Origin of the sequence: Xanthomonas sp. WCS2018Noco2-27, assembly GCF_031843525.1 — a bacterium.
Taxonomy (GTDB): Bacteria; Pseudomonadota; Gammaproteobacteria; order Xanthomonadales; family Xanthomonadaceae; genus Xanthomonas.
This window is the reverse complement of the sequence record NZ_JAVTIK010000004.1, coordinates 84,876-103,198: the sequence shown is the minus strand read 5'-3', so window position 1 is coordinate 103,198 and position 18,323 is coordinate 84,876. Positions and strand designations below refer to the sequence as shown.

At 59.7% G+C, this 18,323-nt stretch carries 13 protein-coding genes and 1 other RNA gene; 9 read left to right on the top strand and 5 right to left on the bottom strand.

The annotated features are described in order from the left end of the window. Window positions 1-2: 2 nt before the first annotated feature. The 3 genes from RQH86_RS09535 to sucC all read right to left on the bottom strand — a co-directional run bounded on the left by RQH86_RS09535 (window position 3) and on the right by sucC (window position 2,852). Complete coding sequence (locus tag RQH86_RS09535) at window positions 3-374, bottom strand: DUF559 domain-containing protein (protein WP_311238934.1); 372 nt, start codon at window positions 372-374, stop codon at window positions 3-5. A gap of 408 nt (window positions 375-782) precedes the next feature. After that, window positions 783-1,658 carry a succinate--CoA ligase subunit alpha gene (gene sucD, locus RQH86_RS09530; RefSeq protein WP_055848897.1) on the bottom strand — a complete coding sequence of 292 codons (876 nt, stop codon included), beginning with the start codon at window positions 1,656-1,658 and terminating at the stop codon, window positions 783-785. Window positions 1,659-1,682: 24 nt separating this feature from the next. After that, window positions 1,683-2,852, bottom strand: a complete 1,170-nt coding sequence (sucC, locus tag RQH86_RS09525) for an ADP-forming succinate--CoA ligase subunit beta (RefSeq protein ID WP_055848894.1) — start codon at window positions 2,850-2,852, stop codon at window positions 1,683-1,685. Between the two features lie 232 nt (window positions 2,853-3,084). Here sucC and RQH86_RS09520 point away from each other — a divergent pair, with 232 nt between their 5' ends. The 3 genes from RQH86_RS09520 (at window position 3,085) to RQH86_RS09510 (ending at window position 6,597) form a co-directional block, all read left to right on the top strand. After that, complete coding sequence (locus RQH86_RS09520) at window positions 3,085-4,701, top strand: HAMP domain-containing sensor histidine kinase (RefSeq protein WP_055848891.1); 1,617 nt, start codon at window positions 3,085-3,087, stop codon at window positions 4,699-4,701. A gap of 51 nt (window positions 4,702-4,752) precedes the next feature. Then, window positions 4,753-4,832: non-coding RNA, sX9 sRNA (locus RQH86_RS09515), on the top strand. 370 nt (window positions 4,833-5,202) lie between these two features. Beyond that, on the top strand, window positions 5,203-6,597 hold the full coding sequence (locus RQH86_RS09510) for a sigma-54 dependent transcriptional regulator (protein WP_161964720.1): 1,395 nt from the start codon (window positions 5,203-5,205) through the stop codon (window positions 6,595-6,597). A gap of 553 nt (window positions 6,598-7,150) precedes the next feature. Here the strand turns inward: RQH86_RS09510 and pilB are convergent. Then, entirely contained in the window at window positions 7,151-8,872 is a 1,722-nt protein-coding gene (pilB, locus tag RQH86_RS09505; protein ID WP_311238933.1) for a type IV-A pilus assembly ATPase PilB, read from the bottom strand. A 370-nt stretch (window positions 8,873-9,242) separates the two neighbouring features. Then, a complete protein-coding gene (locus tag RQH86_RS09500) occupies window positions 9,243-9,650 on the bottom strand; it encodes a prepilin-type N-terminal cleavage/methylation domain-containing protein (RefSeq protein WP_311238932.1) in 408 nt (135 codons plus the stop codon). 342 nt (window positions 9,651-9,992) lie between these two features. Between RQH86_RS09500 and RQH86_RS09495 the strand changes: the two genes are divergently transcribed. The 6 genes from RQH86_RS09495 (at window position 9,993) to RQH86_RS09470 (ending at window position 18,246) form a co-directional block, all read left to right on the top strand. Continuing rightward, on the top strand, window positions 9,993-11,252 hold the full coding sequence (locus RQH86_RS09495; protein WP_311238931.1) for a type II secretion system F family protein: 1,260 nt from the start codon (window positions 9,993-9,995) through the stop codon (window positions 11,250-11,252). Between the two features lie 6 nt (window positions 11,253-11,258). Next, the gene (locus RQH86_RS09490; protein ID WP_055848873.1) at window positions 11,259-12,122 is read left to right on the top strand and encodes an A24 family peptidase; all 864 of its coding nucleotides are present in this window, start codon (window positions 11,259-11,261) and stop codon (window positions 12,120-12,122) included. Window positions 12,123-12,135: 13 nt separating this feature from the next. After that, window positions 12,136-12,741, top strand: coding sequence for a dephospho-CoA kinase (gene coaE / locus RQH86_RS09485; RefSeq protein ID WP_311238930.1), 606 nt, complete (start codon window positions 12,136-12,138; stop codon window positions 12,739-12,741). Between the two features lie 593 nt (window positions 12,742-13,334). Next, window positions 13,335-13,664: a hypothetical protein gene (locus RQH86_RS09480; protein ID WP_311238929.1), complete on the top strand. Its 330-nt coding sequence runs from the start codon at window positions 13,335-13,337 to the stop codon at window positions 13,662-13,664. A 92-nt stretch (window positions 13,665-13,756) separates the two neighbouring features. Next, window positions 13,757-17,770 (top strand): RHS repeat-associated core domain-containing protein, encoded by a 4,014-nt coding sequence (locus tag RQH86_RS09475; RefSeq protein WP_311238928.1) that lies wholly within the window; start codon window positions 13,757-13,759, stop codon window positions 17,768-17,770. After that, window positions 17,770-18,246 (top strand): hypothetical protein, encoded by a 477-nt coding sequence (locus RQH86_RS09470; RefSeq protein ID WP_311238927.1) that lies wholly within the window; start codon window positions 17,770-17,772, stop codon window positions 18,244-18,246. Before RQH86_RS09475 ends, RQH86_RS09470 begins: the two co-directional genes overlap by 1 nt. Window positions 18,247-18,323: the final 77 nt, after the last annotated feature.

Below are 18,323 nucleotides of genomic sequence, written 5' to 3'. Positions count from 1 at the left end.
TCCTACCGAACGCCGGGAGGAGGGGAAGAAGAACGGGCAACGCACAAACCTTGCGCAATCGCGTTGCACACATCGTCAGTGCGCGCCAGCACCGCATTATTCCAGAAGCGCAGCAGCTGGAAGCCCTCGCGCTGCAGGAAGGCGTCGCGTACTGCATCGGAGCAGGCGTTCAGATGCTGGCTGCCATCAAGTTCGATGATCAATGCGCAGTCCAGGCAGGCGAAATCGGCGATGTACGGCCCGACCGGACACTGCCTGCGAAACTTGAAGCCCAGCAAGCGCCGATCACGCAGCCGGTACCAAAGCGCGCGCTCGGCGTTGGTCATCTCGCGTCGCAAGATTTTCGCGAATCGGATTTTTTCGCCAGCGCGCATTGGATGCATCGGGTTTTTGTCAGATCACAGCGTGTTATGGAACTGCCGGTGCCAGCTATCGGTTGCGATCGATTTGGGGTGTAGGGGAAAGCTGCCCTCACCCCTACCCCTCTCCCGCAAGCGGGAGAGGGGAAATCCAAGGCACGAAGCTAAAGCAGTCCGCTTCCGCTGCAACTGCTGCTGCAACCGCAACTGCTGCTCCTGCCCCTGCTCCTGCTCCTGCTCCTGCCCCTGCCCCTGCCCCTGCTCCTGCCATCTATCAGCCACGCAACTGCCTGCGTCACTCCCTTCTCCCGCATGCGGGAGAAGGTGCCCGAAGGGCGGATGAGGGAAGCACTACCGAGCCATAAAAAAAAGGCCACCCGAAGGTGGCCTCTCTCAACTCGCCGACTAGCGCGCAGCGAGTACTTACTTCACCAGCGCAGCAATCGCCGCACCCAGATCGCCCGGCGAACGGACGGTCTTGACGCCAGCGGCTTCCATCGCCGCGAACTTGCCTTCGGCGGTGCCCTTGCCGCCCGATGCGATCGCACCGGCGTGGCCCATGCGCTTGCCGGCCGGAGCCGACGCACCGGCGATGAAGCCGACCACCGGCTTCTTCACGAACTGCTTGATGTACTCGGCACCGGCTTCCTCGGCGTCGCCGCCGATCTCGCCGACCATGATGATGCCTTCGGTCTGCGGGTCTTCGTTGAACAGCTTGAGGCAGTCGACGAAGTTCAGGCCGTTGATCGGGTCGCCGCCGATACCGATACAGGTGCTCTGGCCCAGGCCCACTTCGGTGGTCTGCTTGACCGCTTCATAGGTCAAGGTGCCTGAACGCGACACGATGCCGATCTTGCCCGGCTTGTGGATGTGGCCCGGCATGATGCCGATCTTGCATTCGCCCGGGGTGATCACGCCGGGGCAGTTCGGCCCGATCAGCACGGTGTCCGGATGCGAGCGGGTCAGCACGTTCTTGACGCGCAGCATGTCCAGCACCGGAATGCCTTCGGTGATGCAGACGATGACCTTGATGCCGGCCGCAGCCGCTTCCAGGATCGCATCGGCCGCATACGGCGGCGGCACGTAGATCACCGACGCATCGGCGCCGGTATTCTGCACGGCGTCGGCCACGGTGTTGAACACCGGAAGATCGATATGCGTGGTACCGCCCTTGCCGGGGGTCACGCCGCCGACGACCTGGGTGCCGTACTCGATCATCTGAGTGGCGTGGAAGGTGCCCTGCTGGCCGGTGAAGCCCTGCACGATCACCTTGGTGTTCTTGTTAATCAAAACGGACATGGATAGTTCCTTCGGTGTCGTGAATCAGGCGGCGTTCTTGACAGCTTCAACGACCTTCTTGGCACCGTCGTTGATGTTGTCGGCCGGGATGATGGCCATGCCGCTGTCGCGCAGCAGCTGCTTGCCTTCTTCCACGTTGGTGCCTTCCAGGCGCACCACGACCGGAACCTTGACGCCCACTTCCTTGACCGCAGCGATGATGCCTTCGGCAATCATGTCGCAGCGGACGATGCCGCCGAAGATGTTGACGAAGATGCCTTCGACCTTGGCCGAGGACAGGATCAGCTTGAACGCCTCGATGACGCGCTGCTTGTTCGCACCGCCGCCCACGTCCAGGAAGTTCGCCGGCTCGCCGCCATTGAGCTTGATGACGTCCATGGTGGCCATGGCCAGGCCTGCGCCGTTGACCATGCAACCGATGTTGCCGTCCATGGTGACGTAGTTGATGTCCAGCTCCGAAGCGGTCACTTCGGTCTCGTCTTCCTGCGTCTTGTCGCGCATGGCGATCAGCTGCTTCTGACGGAATGCGGCGTTGTCGTCGCTGTCGAACTTGCCGTCCAGCGCGTACAGGTTGCCGTCGTCCAGGATCGCCAGCGGGTTGATTTCAACCAGCGCCAGGTCCTTTTCGTTGAACAGGCGGTACAGGTTCACCATGATGCTGGCGAACTGGCCGGCCTGCTTGGCGTTGAGGCCAAGTTTGAAGCCGAAATCGCGACCGTGGTAGCCCTGCACGCCTTCGACGAAATCGACGTTGAGCGAGTGGATCAGCTCCGGCGTTTCGGCAGCGACCTGCTCGATCTCCACGCCGCCTTCGGACGAGGCGATGTAGGTGATGGTCTTGGTGCCGCGGTCGACCAGGATCGACAGGTACAGCTCCTTGACGATCTCGCCGGCGGTGGTCACCAGCACCAGGTTGATCGGCAGCTCGACGCCGGCGGTCTGGTAGGTCGACATCTTGGTGCCGAGCATCTTGGCCGCTGCGGCCTTCACATCGTCGGTGGTCTTGCAGAACTTGACGCCGCCAGCCTTGCCGCGGCCGCCCGCGTGGATCTGCGCTTTCACCATCCAGGGGCCCTTGCCCAGGGAATTGGCGACTTCAACCGCTTCGTCCGGGGTCGCTGCGACCTTGCCGGCCGGAACGGGGATGCCGTACTCGGCAAGCAGCTGTTTTGACTGGTATTCGTGGAAATTCATGCGTCACCGTGGGAAAAGGAAACGACCGCTGCGTGCAACGCAGACCGCCGGGGCGGCACGTCGAAAGACGCGAACGGGCCGCCTATTGTGGCCGACCACGCCGTGCGGCGCAAAATTCGCCGGCATTGCCCGTCCGATCGCCGCGCTTGCGCGCCGCCCGACAATGTGCGCACGCGCTGTGCCCAGGGCCGCACCTGCCTATACTCGCGGCTTGTTACGGCGGGGAATCGGCTTGACCTCCATTGCATCGCTCATCGCCCGGGTGCAGTCCGCGCCGCAGCGCGAGCTGTACTTCTTTTCGTTGTACCGGGTGCTGGTGGCCGGCCTGATCGCCGCATTGGTGTTCAGTCCCCTGTCCGACGCCATTCCCGAACCGCGCTACCCGCGCCTGGCTGCCGGAGTGGCGATCGGCTACCTGTGCATGGCCATCCCGCTGTTGTTCTGGGGCCGCAGCGAACGCCGGCTGACCGCCACCGTGTTGTGCGCGGTGGTGGCCGACATCCTCGCCGCCACCCTGGCCACCCACGCCCTGCCCGGCGCCAGCGCCGGCATCGCGATGATGCTGCTATTCAATGTCGCCGCCGCCTCGATTCTGCTGCGGCTGCGCTACGGCATGAGCGTGGCGGTACTCGCCAGCATCGCCATCGTGCTCGAATATCTATGGACGCTGCTCGAAGGCGGCGCCACCCGCCCGCTGGCCGAGCTGGCGATGTTTGCCACCAGCTACGTGGCGGTGGCCTACATCTGCCAGCAGATCGCCGCGCGCGCGCGCAGCAACCAGGTGCTGGCCGAAGAACGCGGCGCGCAGGTCGCCAATCTGTACGAGATCAACGAGCTGATCATCCGGCGCATGCGCACCGGCGTGCTGGTGGTCGACACGCATAACCGCATCACCCTGGCCAACGAAGCGGCACTGGCACTGCTTGGCGATGGCGACCAACGCAATGCGCCGGCGGATCTGTCGCTGGCCGCGCTCACCCCGGAACTGGCACGCAGGCTGCAGCGCTGGCGCAGCGGCTGGCGACAGGAAGAAGCGCCGCTGCAACTCGGTGCCGACCGTCCGGAAGTCCAGCCGCGCTTCGTGCGCCTGCTCGCCGACAGCGACCTGGTGCTGGTGTTTCTGGACGATGCCACGGTCGTTTCGCGCCGCGCCGAATCGCTGACCTTGTCGGCGATGGGGCGGTTTTCGGCCAGCCTGGCCCACGAGATCCGCAACCCGCTGGCCGCGATCAGCTACGCCTCGCAATTGCTGGAAGAATCCCCCGACATCGGCGATGCCGACCGCCGCCTGCTGCAGATCATCCATCAGCAGTGCCAGCGCACCAACGGCATCGTCGAAAGCGTGCTCGGACTGGCCCGTCGCGAACGCGCCAGCCCGGAAAACCTGGATCTGGCCGCGTTCGTGCGTCGCTTCGTGGTCGAATACCGGCAGACCCTGTCGATGGAAACCGACATCCTGGAGGCGAGCATCCAGGGCAGCTCGGTACACGCCCTGGTCGACCCCAAGCACTTGTATCAAATTCTCACCGCCCTGGTCCATAACGCGCTCAAGTACGGCCGCGTCATGGACGAACCGGCTCGGGTGAAGCTGCGCGTGGAGCGGCAGGAGCGCATGGCGGTGATCGATGTCGTCGATCGTGGCCCCGGCATCCCGGAGACGGTGGCCGCGCAACTGTTCCGCCCGTTCTACACCACCTCCGAACACGGCACCGGGCTCGGCCTGTACATCGCCCAGGAGCTCTGCCGCGCCAACCAGGCACAACTGGACTATGTACCGGTTCCCGGTGGTGGGGCGTGTTTCCGGATTGCCTTGCAGGGGCCTAATAACTTGCAGGGTAAGAGCAACTAGCAGAAGGACTGTACACCCGCCAGGCAGACGCGGCCGGTGCTCGAAGTCGGCATGTATCACGACTCGTACGCACCGTTTCCTCCGCGCCTTCTGCGCCGCCCAGCTGACGTGCTCGCTATGTTTTGTGAGCCGCTCTAAGTGAGTTTGCCGATTCGGGCGTTTCGCGCTTGCGTGTGTGGGCAGCGTTGGTTCGCCGCTGCTGTATTGCGCGTGGGCATGCGTCCGATGTGCGGCGACGTCCACACTGTAGTTGGTCTATGGGCGATGCTTTCGAGAACAGCATGCCGATGATCAAACGCTTGAAAACGGCTGAAAAAGCAGCTGCCACTCGAACAAAGGGCCGCGTGTGAATCAGATCGCATGTGCCCGGGAAGCGCGCCGAGGCCTTGATGGCCGTCCGACACCTCTGGCCCGCGTCCCGCCCGATCCGTTGAGCAACCCTGCCGCGCCATCGTTGCAGGTAATTGTCGATTGTCATCACGCTGGGCTATCGTGCGCACCATGAGCGAACCCAAAAGTGCCCTGGTTGTCGATGACGAGCGTGATATCCGCGAGTTGCTTGTTCTCACCCTGGGCCGCATGGGCCTGCGCATCAGCACCGCCGCCAATCTGGCCGAGGCGCGCGAGCTGCTGGCCAGCAATCCCTACGACCTGTGCCTGACCGATATGCGGCTGCCTGACGGCAACGGCATCGAACTGGTCACTGAAATCGCAAAGCACTATCCGCAAACGCCGGTCGCCATGATCACCGCGTTCGGCAGCATGGATCTAGCGGTGGAGGCCTTGAAGGCCGGCGCCTTCGACTTCGTCAGCAAACCGGTGGACATCAGTGTGCTGCGCGGCCTGGTCAAGCACGCGTTGGAATTGAACAACCGCGACCGCCCTGCACCGCCCGCGCCGCCACCCGAACAGGCCAGCCGCCTGCTCGGCGATTCGACCGCGATGGAGAGCCTGCGCGCCACCATCGGCAAGGTCGCGCGCAGCCAGGCGCCGGTGTATATCGTCGGCGAATCCGGCGTGGGCAAGGAGCTGGTCGCACGCACCATCCACGAGCAAGGCGCCCGCGCCGCCGGCCCGTTCGTGCCGGTGAACTGCGGCGCCATTCCCGCCGAACTGATGGAAAGCGAGTTCTTCGGCCACAAGAAGGGCAGCTTCACCGGCGCGCATGCCGACAAACCCGGCCTGTTCCAGGCCGCGCACGGCGGCACGCTGTTCCTGGACGAAGTGGCCGAGCTGCCGCTGCAGATGCAGGTCAAGTTGCTGCGCGCGATCCAGGAAAAATCGGTGCGCCCGGTCGGCGCCTCCGGCGAAACGCTGGTGGATGTGCGCATCCTCTCGGCCACGCATAAGGACCTCGGCGACCTGGTCTCCGACGGCCGCTTCCGCCACGACTTGTATTACCGCATCAACGTGATCGAACTGCGCGTGCCGCCGCTGCGCGAGCGCAGCGGCGACCTTCCGCAACTGGCCGCCGCCATCATCGCGCGCCTGGCGCGCAGCCACGGCCGGCCAATTCCGCTGCTGACCCAGTCGGCCCTGGACGCGCTGGACACGTACGGTTTTCCGGGCAACGTGCGCGAGCTGGAAAACATCCTCGAGCGCGCCTTGGCCCTGGCCGAAGACGACCAGATCAGTGCCACCGACCTGCGCCTACCCGCTCACGGCGGCCACCGTCTGGCCGCGACGCCGGGCAGCGCAGCGGTCGAACCGCGCGAAGCCGTGGTCGATATCGACCCCGCGTCGTCTGCCCTGCCCTCCTACATCGAGCAACTCGAGCGCGCCGCGATCCAGAAGGCACTGGAAGAAAATCGCTGGAACAAGACCAAGACAGCCGCGCAGCTGGGCATCACGTTTCGTGCGTTGCGCTATAAGCTGAAGAAGTTGGGGATGGAGTAGCTGAAAGGCCGGGATTTGGGATTTGGCAGCGGGATTCGTAAAAGCGTGCAGCCGGCTTCGATCATGCTTGCCGGCGAGGTCGCGGTGACTGAAGCGTCGCAAGCCCTGCATTCGAGCCTGATCGCTGCTAGTGATGGCTACGACAGAAAGCCTGGAACGTCTAGGCCCCATGCTGCTCCAGTTACCCAACCTGATTTTCGGTCCTTGGCCATAAGGTTGATCTCGGCCTGGGTCGTTACACAATGCGCGGGCTTCCTCACTGCCGGCAAGCACAAGCACCGGTACCAATCTAGGGCTCGCATCTAGCCTCCCATTGAGCGGTTAGCGGTTAGCGGGTGGCGTGCAGCGCTTGGCGCTTCTGCGAATTCCTAATGCTGACTCCCGAATTCCCGCTCAATCAGTCCTTGGTCACCAGACTAAAATCAACCAGGCTGGTCACATGACGCGAAGCCTTCAATGCCACCTGACTCAGGCAGAGAAGCAGATCTGGGGCTATCCGCGAAGATCGGGGTTCTTGCGAATCCCCAATCACGACTCCCGAATCCCCACTCACTCAGTCCTTCGTCACACGATTGATCTCGGCCAGGCTGGTCACGCCATGCGACGCCTTCATCAACGCCGACTGGCGCAGATCACGGATGCCAACCCTCTGTGCGGCCTCGGCAATCTGCATCGCATTGCCGCCTTCCAGCACGATCGCGCCGATCTCGTCGGTCATCGGCATGACCTGATAGATACCGGTACGACCCTTGTACCCCTCGGTACACTCATCGCAGCCCACCGCCTCATACAGCTCGATGTTCGCGATCTGCTCGGGCGTGAAGCCTTCCGCCTGCAGCGCATGCTCCGGCAGCGTCGACTTGCGCTTGCAGTTGTTGCACAGCCGCCGCGCCAGACGCTGCGCGATCACCAGCGTGACCGACGAGGTGATGTTGTACGGCGCAATGCCCATATTCATCAGACGCGCGATGGTCTGCGGCGCATCGTTGGTATGCAGCGTCGACAGCACCATATGGCCGGTCTGCGCCGCCTTGATCGCGATCTCGGCCGTTTCCAGGTCGCGAATTTCGCCGACCATGATGATGTCCGGATCCTGGCGAAGAAACGATCGCAGCGCTGCTGCAAACGTCATGCCGCGCTTGACGTTCTGCTGCACCTGATTGACACCCGGCAAGCGAATTTCGACCGGATCCTCTGCCGTGGAAATATTGCGTGTCTCGTCGTTGAGGATGCCTAGCGCCGTATACAACGACACCGTCTTGCCTGAGCCGGTCGGCCCGGTCACCAGCACCATGCCATAGGGCTTGTGAATCGCATCCAGGAACAGCTTCTGCTGATCCGCCTCGTAGCCCAGCTTCTCGATACCCAGCTTGGCGGCACTGGCGTCCAAAATACGCAACACCACCTTCTCGCCGAACAGCGTCGGCAAGGTACTCACACGGAAGTCGATCTGCTTGGTCTTGGACAGGTTGAGCTTGATGCGCCCGTCCTGCGGCACCCGCTTTTCCGCGATATCCAGCTGCGACATCACCTTCAGACGCGCCGCGATGCGCTGACTCAACTTCACCGGCGCCTTGGCCACGTTCTTCAGCAAGCCGTCGATGCGCAAACGCACCCGATAGTCGTCTTCATACGGCTCGAAATGGATGTCGGAGGCTCCCCGCCTGATCGCATCCACCAGCACCTTGTTGACGAACTTCACCACCGGCGTGTCGTCACCCTTGGCATCGACCCCGGAATCCCCGCCGGCGCCCATGTCCTCATCCCCGGACGACACGTCCAGGTCACCGATGTCGTCATCGTCATTGCCGAGCGATGAACCTAGCGACGCACTGCTGGCCTGCCACTGCTCAAGCGTCCGGCGGATCTGGTCCTCATCGACCAGAATCGGCTCGACCACCAGATTAGTGTGAAACTTGATGTCGTCCAGCGCCCTGGTCTGGGTCGGGTTGCTCACCCCCACGAACAACCGGTTGCCGCGCTTGAACAGCGGCAGCACCTGGTACTTCTGGAGCAACTCCTCACTGACCAGCTTGACCGCGTTCTGGTTGGCATCGAAGACAGACACGTCCATCAAGGGCATGCCGAACTCGACTGCGTTGGCAGCGGCGAGTTGAGGCGCTGAAACTAGCTTCTTGTCGGAAAACCACTGCGGCAGAGGAATCTTTGCCGTTGACGCCTGCTCCATTGCTGAGCGGGCAACAGACTCCTCTATAACGCCATCTTGAACCAGACGCCGCGCAATACCGGTGATGCCAACCAAATTCTGATTCATTTAGGATTCCGGTATATTCATAACAGCGGATCTGAAAAAAAAATGCGATTATAAATTACTTGAATATTGGTGAAGAAAAAAGTGGTGATGTCTAGAGCATAAACACTTTCGGCATCAGCACCAACCATGTCTAATCACACAATCTATCAACACGTGCGCTTTGAAATATCAGTGCGAGCAGGGCATTCCTTGCATCACCGCTTCTGCAACTCATTCGGGTTGGGCGAATGGGAGTGCGTCGATCGCTCCAGAAAGCAGCGACTGCAGCAAGAAGCGCATATCTGAGGCGCCGACCGGCAAGATACAAGGCAATAAATTATGTAAATAAAAAAGCCCGGGCCATATAACCCGGGCCTTAACAAACTAGAAATTAGCCGAGGTTATCGCAGTTCTTGGTCTTGTAGCGTGCGGTCGGCGAATCCTTAACTGCGCAAACCCAGGTGATCTGGCCAGTAGAGTCGGTAGGAAGGGTCGCAGTGATAGTAACCGTGGTATCAGCGGTGCCGGTTGTCTGGTTCTTACCTTCCAATGTAACGGCCGTAGTCGTTGCAGTGCACACGCCGGTAAGCGCGCCGTCACACAAAGCCGTGGTGGCTTTACCCGCTCCAAAGTTCTCGCCGACCTTGATCTTCTCCCCAGCCAAGCTGGCAACCGCATTGGCGATCTTGGCCTTGGAGGTGTAGTCACGGTACACCGGCAGCGCGATCGCGGCCAGGATGGCAATGATCGCGACGACGATCATCAATTCGATCAAGGTAAAGCCCTGTTGCTTCTTCATGCGTATGTCCCCTAGAGAGTGGTGATTTGTAAGATTGCGCCTTGAACTTGCGCTAGCACCCCGCAAGTCCTGCACAGAGGCATAAGCAGATAGCGTGCCAACTTTCTTATCCAGCCTCTCCAAGGGCGTCCGCAAGCAGCAAGACCTTCTGCGGCATAGCTTTGAAGCTCAAAGCCACAGCATGAGACGCCTTACCCGAAGTGACGCTATGGGTCACCTTTTGCGCAAGAAGGCAGCCCCCTGAGGCAGCCTGAGCTTTACGGCGGACCGCACGCACCTTCCTCAAAACCGGATACCATTACGGCAAGAAGGCCTGGGGAAGGCCGGACCTGGGGATGCCACATGTCAGTTGCCCGTAACGCCGTCAAAAATCAGCCTGTAAGCAGGAGCACATCGCTACAGCAACCGTTCGTGTGGGAAGGAACGGACAAGCGTGGCGTCAAGATGAAAGGAGAGCAGACTGCCCGCAATGCGAACATGTTGCGTGCAGAGCTCCGCCGCCAAGGAATTACGCCCAGTGTCGTCAAGGCTAAACCGAAGCCTCTTTTCGGCGCTGCAGGGAAAAAAATCAGCTCCAAGGATATCTCCTTCTTCAGTCGCCAGATGGCGACCATGATGAAGTCTGGCATCCCTATCGTGAGTTCACTTGAGATCATTGGTGAGGGCCATAAGAATCCACGGATGAAACAGATGGTTGGCCAGATAAGGTCCGACATCGAGGGCGGCTCTTCGCTGCACGAATCCATCTCCAAGCATCCTGTCCAATTTGACGAACTCTACCGCAACCTGGTCCGGGCAGGCGAAGGCGCAGGCGTGCTGGAAACAGTGTTGGATACCGTGGCGACTTACAAGGAAAACATCGAAGCCCTGAAGGGCAAAATCAAGAAAGCACTTTTTTATCCGGCAATGGTTGTAGCGGTCGCCATTGTTGTGAGTGCAATTCTCTTGATTTTTGTGGTACCGCAGTTTGAAGAAGTCTTCAAAAGTTTCGGCGCAGAACTGCCTGCATTCACCCAGATCATCGTCAACGCCTCACGCTTCATGGTGGCCTACTGGTGGCTACTGCTGTTGATTGCGGCAGGGTCTTTTTTTGGCTTCATGTTTGCTTACAAACGCTCGCCACGCATGCAGCATGGGATGGACAGGCTGATCCTGAAATTCCCAATTATTGGCCAGATCATGCATAACAGTTCGATCGCCCGGTTTGCCCGCACTACAGCGGTTACCTTTAAGGCGGGCGTTCCCCTGGTTGAGGCGCTAGGCATTGTGGCTGGCGCCACGGGCAACAAGGTCTACGAAGAAGCTGTAATGAGAATGCGCGATGATGTCTCCGTAGGCTACCCAGTCAACATGGCGATGAAGCAAGTCAATCTGTTCCCGCACATGGTGGTGCAGATGACGGCGATCGGTGAAGAGGCCGGCGCTCTGGACACCATGTTGTTCAAGGTCGCCGAGTATTTCGAGCAGGAGGTCAACAATGCCGTCGACGCGCTTAGCAGCTTGATGGAGCCGTTGATCATGGTTTTCTTGGGCACCGTGGTAGGCGGCATGGTCATCGGCATGTATCTTCCGATCTTCAAACTCGGCGCAGTGGTTGGATAAGACGTAATGGCATTTCTCGACCAGCATCCCGGTCTCGGCTTTCCCGCCGCGGCCGGACTGGGACTGCTGATCGGCAGCTTCCTGAACGTGGTGATCCTGCGCTTGCCCAAGCGCATGGAGTGGCAGTGGCGGCGCGATGCGCGCGAAATCCTGGAGCTACCGGAGCTATACGAGCCGCCACCGCCGGGGATCGTGGTGGAGCCGTCCCATGATCCGGTCACCGGCGACAAGCTCAAGTGGTGGGAGAACATTCCGCTCGTCAGCTGGTTGATGCTGCGCGGCAAGTCGCGTTACAGCGGCAAGCCGATTTCCATTCAGTACCCGCTGGTCGAGTTGCTCACATCCATCCTGTGCGTAGCCAGCGTTTGGCGCTTCGGCTTCGGCTGGCAGGGCTTCGGCGCGATCGTGCTGAGCTGCTTTTTGGTGGCGATGTCGGGCATCGACCTGCGCCACAAGCTGCTGCCGGACCAGCTGACCTTGCCGTTGATGTGGCTGGGGTTGGTCGGCTCGATGGATAACCTCTATATGCCGGCCAAGCCTGCCCTTCTAGGCGCTGCGGTTGGTTATGTGTCGCTGTGGACGGTGTGGTGGCTGTTCAAGCAGCTCACCGGCAAGGAAGGCATGGGCCACGGCGACTTCAAGCTGCTAGCTGCGCTCGGTGCTTGGTGCGGGCTGAAAGGTATCCTGCCGATCATCCTGATCTCTTCGCTGGTTGGCGCCATCCTCGGCTCGATCTGGCTGGCGGCCAAGGGTCGCGACCGCGCCACGCCGATCCCGTTCGGCCCCTATCTGGCCATCGCCGGCTGGGTGGTGTTCTTCTGGGGCAATGATCTAGTGGACGGCTACCTGCACTTCGCAGGCCTGCGTTGACCGGAGCACGACGATGAGCGACTTCATCGTCGGCCTCACCGGTGGCATCGCCTCCGGGAAAAGCGCGCTGGCCACCGAGTTCGAGAAGCTGGGCGTGCCGGTGATCGATGCCGATGTCGCTGCGCGGCAGGTGGTGGCACCTGGTCCTATCCTCGATGCCATTACCGAGCACTTCGGCCACGGGCTCCTGTTACCGGATGGGACACTGGACCGCCAGGCGCTGCGCCAGATCGTCTTCGCCGATCCAGCCCAACGGAAAGTGTTAGAAGCGATAACACATCCTGCCATCCGTGCGGAGCTGCAGCGCGCCGCCAAAGAAGCCTTGGGCCCTTATACGATCGTCGAAATTCCCCTGCTGACCGAAGCAGGCGGAAGAAACGCATATCCCTGGTTAAATCGCATTCTTGTTATCGATATGCCGGTTGCTCTGCAACATGCGCGTTTGATGCAGAGGGACGGTGCCACGCCAAAGTTGGCAGACCAGATGATTTCCGCACAAGCTACGCGCGAGCAGCGCCTGGCCATTGCCGATGATGTCGTTGTAAACAAAAGTCAGCTCGCGCACCTCACTCAAGCGGCCTATGACCTCGACATCCGTTATCGTCGCGATGCTGATTAATCTTTACGGGCCTTGCTGAAAGAGCCGACTAAGGCACCCCAACTCAAGCCATTCAAGATCACGCTTCGCCATACCGTCGCCCGAGTGACTCCTTCAAATCGAGACGCTCGCCGACACAATTGGCGAAGCTTCTAAAGACCCGCGACGCTCACATTATCCCGAACTGCCAAATGGAATTAGCATGAAAGCCACCGTCAAAGGTCACATCCTACTTACTCTAAAGACCATCACTTCAATCCTCCCTCTCTTGTTTTTTTCGGAACCCGGCCTAGCTGCGAACGAGACAACGGAATACTGCTATGGAAGCTCATGCTTTCCATTGCTACAGCAGGCAGAGACAGAGATGCGCCGCAGAGTCGCCTACGGGTCAAGCCTGGAACGGTTTGGAACAGAAGCGCCTGAGGCACCCCAAGCAAACTCAGAAATAAATTACCTATATATCGCACCAGATAAACCTCCGACCAAGTTCCAGCCCGCCGGATATCGTATGGGCGGATGGGGCTACGAATTCATACCAGGATTTTGCACAAGATCCTCAAACCCGCATATTACAAACCTATGCGCCAACGAAGACGAGATCGCACTCAATATGAGTGATTATCATCGAAAACGCTCACCTGAATGCAGCTTTACGGGAACACGACTACGAGGCTTTTATGCAGAGCCATTTTACTATAGCAGCGCAGGCGGACCAGGCTACGGCGTTCTCACATTTAACGCACCTGATTTCAGGCGAATGGAGCACGAAATCAGCTGCGGGGAGGGAGACAACAGAACAGCTTGGTTCGATATTACAAAGATTCAAACTTATGACTGCCCTGCTGGATACAATGGAAAATGGGGATTCAATCCAGCATATGCTTCTCCCGGATCAGACCACATCGCAGATTGGCCAGACCTTTGTACGGCAGGAAAGCCAATAGAGCGCGTTACCAAAAAGAGGAGGCGAGGACCAAGTCAGACCCCGTCCTGCCCGGCCAATGAAAATCCGTGCTTCCCTGCCACTGGCGACAAGATGCGGATTGAACCCGACCTGTCGTTCGCAGGCCGCGAGTTCTCGCGTTATTATCATTCTCTTAAAGAACTGCAAGTTACAGCCGCAGTGGCGCATGGCTGGAGCCACACGTTTCTAGAACGTCTCAGCCATAGCAGTTCGTTTGACACACCTTATCTGTACACAGAGCAAGGATATCTGCAGCGATTCACTTCACTCGGCAACGGATTTTATAGAGGCGATCAAAATGCAATGGATCGTCTGCAGCACCTGCCTGATGACTCATGGCTGTTGATCCGTGTGGATGGTGAGCGACGCACGTACTCCTCAACTGGCTACTTGCAGGAAATTTTATCTTCAAGAGGACCTGCTTACGATGTAGCGCTATCTTACAAGTCTGGACAACTAGAAACCGCAGTGGATGGAGCTGGCAGAGTATTACATTTCCAATACGAAAATGGACTCCTGCGACGCGTGTCGCTGGATGATGGCTCGGGTGCGTCGTATCAATACGATCAAAGCATGAACCTTAAAAAAGTCACCTATCAGGATGGAACGTCCAGATCCTATCGATACGACGAGCCCGACCTTGCACCAAGTGGTATTGAACATTTGCTCACCGGCATTTTTGATAACGATGTTCGCTATGCGACCTTCCGCTACGACGCCCAAGGAAACGTGAGCGGAAGCATGCTGCATTCTGGCTCGAACATGGTGGCCAAGACCGTCATCACGTACGCTGGTACCGGGCAAGCGACAGTGACGGGCCCTCTCGGCGAGGTTTCGACCTACACGCTATCTTCTGGCCCTTTTCCGCAAGTAACAGGGATTATCGACTCTCGCGGCTCACTTAGTTCCAGCTTCGATGAACGAGGAAGGCCTACAGGAGGCACGGACCGTAACGGTGTTTCAACGCACCGAGACTTCGTAGACGCCGCAGATTCCGGGTTATTGGTCCGTGAGACCTTGTCTGCGCAGGCCGGACAACTGAGGACAACTGAGGTGACGCGTGATGCCAGCAACCGTATCGTCAGTCGCAACGTCATTTCGTCGTCCGCCACAGTCAGCGCCGAAACCTCGACATACAGCGCGCTTGGATTGATCCTGGCATCTTGCCGCTATGATCCGGCGATTGCACAACCATCGGTATACGAATGCGGCAGTCAATCGTCGGCGCCTGCGGGCGTGAGGCAGACAACCTATCAATACTGCGATGCATCCGGGCAAACGGGATGTCCGCAGGAGGGACTACTCCATCAGACCACCGCGCGTGGACAGGCCGTTCGGTACGCCTACTTTGATGCTGATGATGTCGGCTGCGGTTCGCTCGGTGGCACATGCCTTCACCGCAAAGGCGACCTGCAAAAAGTCACCAACGCCCTCGGCCGCGTCACCGAATACCTCGCCTACGACGGCGCCGGCCGCCCGCTGTCCATCAAGGACGCCAATGGCATCGTCACCGACTACAGCTACCACCCGCGCGGTTGGCTGACCGCCAGCAAGGTGCGCGGAAGCGACGCCTCCAGCGAGGCCGATGACCGCATCACCCGCATCGACTATTGGCCCACCGGCCTGGTCAAACAGGTCACCCAGTCCGATGGTGCGTTCACTGCCTTTACCTACGATGCGGCGCATCGGCTGACCGACATTACCGACAATGCAGGCAACACCGTGCATTACACGCTGGACAATGCCGGCAATCGCATCAAGGAAGACACCAAAGATGCGGCAGGCACGTTGAAGCGCACGCTCTCGCGCGTCTACAACCAGCTTGGCCAGCTCAAGACCCAGGCTACCGCGGCCAGCGATCCGACCGACTTCGAGTACGACGCCAACGGTAACGCCACCAAGGTCACCGATGCGCTGGCAACCGCCACGCAGAGCGAGTACGACCCGCTCAACCGGCTGTCGCGCACGCTGCAGGATGTGGCCGGCATCAAGGCCGACACCACCTTCGGCTACGACGCGCTGGACAACCTGACCAAGGTCACCGACCCCAAGGGCCTGGACACCAAGTACGAGTACAACGGCTTCGGCGATCTGGTGAAGCTCACCAGCCCGGACACCGGCGTCACCAGCTACAGCTACGACAGCGCCGGCAACCGCGCCACCCAGACCGACGCGCGCGGCAACACCACCGCTTACAGCTACGACGCGCTCAATCGCCTGACCAAGGTCACCCACCCCACCACCAGCCTCAATGTCGCCTACACCTTTGATGTGACGCAGGCGGCCTGCACCAGTGGGGAGACTTTCTCCATCGGTCGCCTCACCAAAATGCAGGACGGCGGCGCGATCACCCAGTACTGCTACAACCGCTTCGGCGATCTGGTGCGCAAGGTGCAGACCAGCAACGGCAAGGCGCTGGTGTTGCGCTACGACTACACCGTCGGCGGCCAGCTGCGGCGCATGACCTACCCGGATGGCGCAGTGGTCGATTACGTGCGCAACGCGCAAGGCCAGACCATGGAAGTGGGCGTCACCCCGGCTGGTGGCAGCCGCCAGGTGGTGCTGGGCAATGCCAGCTACTACCCCTTCGGCCCAGCCGCCGGCTGGACCTATGGCAACGGCCGCACCCTCGCCCGCCAGTACGATCTGGACTACCGCCCGCAAGCGATCCAGGACACCCGGCCCGGCGGGCTGGAAGTGGGCTTCGGCTTCGATCCGGCCGGCAACCTCACCGCGTTGACGCCTGCAGGCAATCCCGCGCCGGAGATCGGCCTGGGCTATGACGCCCTGGGCCGCCTGACCGGCCTCAAGGACGGTAGCACCGGCACCCTGATCGACGGCTACAGCTACGACGCTACCGGCAACCGTCTCAGCGCAAAGGTCGGCGCGGCTACGCAGATCTATAGCTATCCGACCGACAGCCACCGCCTTAGTGCCGTCGCTGGTGTGGCCCGCAGCTATGATGCCACCGGCAACACCACCGCCATCGGCGGCACCGCTCGCCAATACACCTACGACACCACCGGCCGCATGACCCAGGCCCGCCGCGCTGGCGCGGTGACCATGAACTACCGCTACAACGGCCGTGGCGAGCAGGTGCGCCGCTTCCTCGGCACCACCAACACCTACACGCTCTACGACGAAGCCGGCCATTGGCTGGGCGACTACGACAGTAACGGCGCGGTCAAGCAGCAGGCGATCTGGCTGGACGACCTACCGGTGGGCCTGCTCGCCAACGCCAACAAACTGCATTACATCGAACCCGACCACCTGGGCAGCCCGCGCGTGGTGATCGACCCCACCCGCGATGTCGCGGTATGGACGTGGAGCTTGAAAGGCGAAGCCTTCGGCAACACCGCGCCGAATCGGGATCCTGATGGCGATGGTGCGGCACTGGTGTTGGATATGCGCTTCCCGGGGCAGCGCTTTGATGCGGCGAGTGGGTTGAATCAGAATTACTTCCGGGACGGCTACGATGCATCTACAGGTCGCTATACACAAAGTGATCCAGTTGGGCTCATGGCTGGAGTCAGCACTTACGGATATGTTAGTGGCTCGCCTATGACGTGGTTCGACATGTATGGACTACTACAGTGGACAACAAATCCAATCGTATGGAATCCGACACTGGCACCAGGGCTCCAGACACGCACATTTCCTGGCGATGGCGTATCAACAGTCACTGGAAGCAGTCTTGCTAGAACAACCTTGGATTGGTCGATATCGTCGGCATGCACCTGCGCTGCTGGCGGCTTCTCTTTAGATGAATATAAAGTCGATTTCACACCGATCGTTTTTCTCCGACAGCGATATGACAGCCTTGACCAAAAACGCGACTCGCGACGCGCCGAGCTGGACCACATCCGTGACTTCAATGGATGGATAGGCGGCGGCGCAAGAAACGCGGCTCAAGCCCTAGAAGATTCGATGAAAGGACAAAGCTTCTCCTCTAATTCAGAGTGTGAGAATTCAGCGAGACAAGCAATGCAACAACTCCTGCAGTCTGGAGCCAGACAAACAGCTATCGATTCGCACAATCGATGGGATGTCAGTGGACGGCATACACAATTTGTTCCGGGGCCATGATGAAAAGCACCATCTTACTTGCACTTTTAATATTTCCACTCGCGCACTCATCTGTCCTGGCGCGCCCCAGTTGCGAAGGCGCCTTATCCATAGAATACAAAGGCATTCAAAAACTGAAGGCATGGAACAAAGAAAATCCATTCGGCTCATTCAACCTCTCGAACAAAGCACACAAAGATATAAAAATACCACTGGACAGCACTGATTACCCAGCCATTGTTCACGGACGAAGCATTGAAGTGCAAAGCCGACAGAATGCATCCGACACCGCTTGGGAGTTGGATAGAGTTGTTCTTGAGGAGTTCCACCCGCCAGGCAAATGGATAATTATTGCACCGGGCAATGGTGCAATGATCTTCGTGGATATGGCTGATCCAATTAGCGATAGCGAACGGAGCAATTCTCGCGAGTACCGCGTCGTTCTGAAAGACGTCTTGGGCTGCGAGTATGTTTCGCCACCATTTCACGTCAACTGAGTTGACATCTCGAACAGCCAGTAGCAACCCCTGCTTCAAAGAGCGTAGAAACTCCGGGCATAGCGGTACCCACTTCC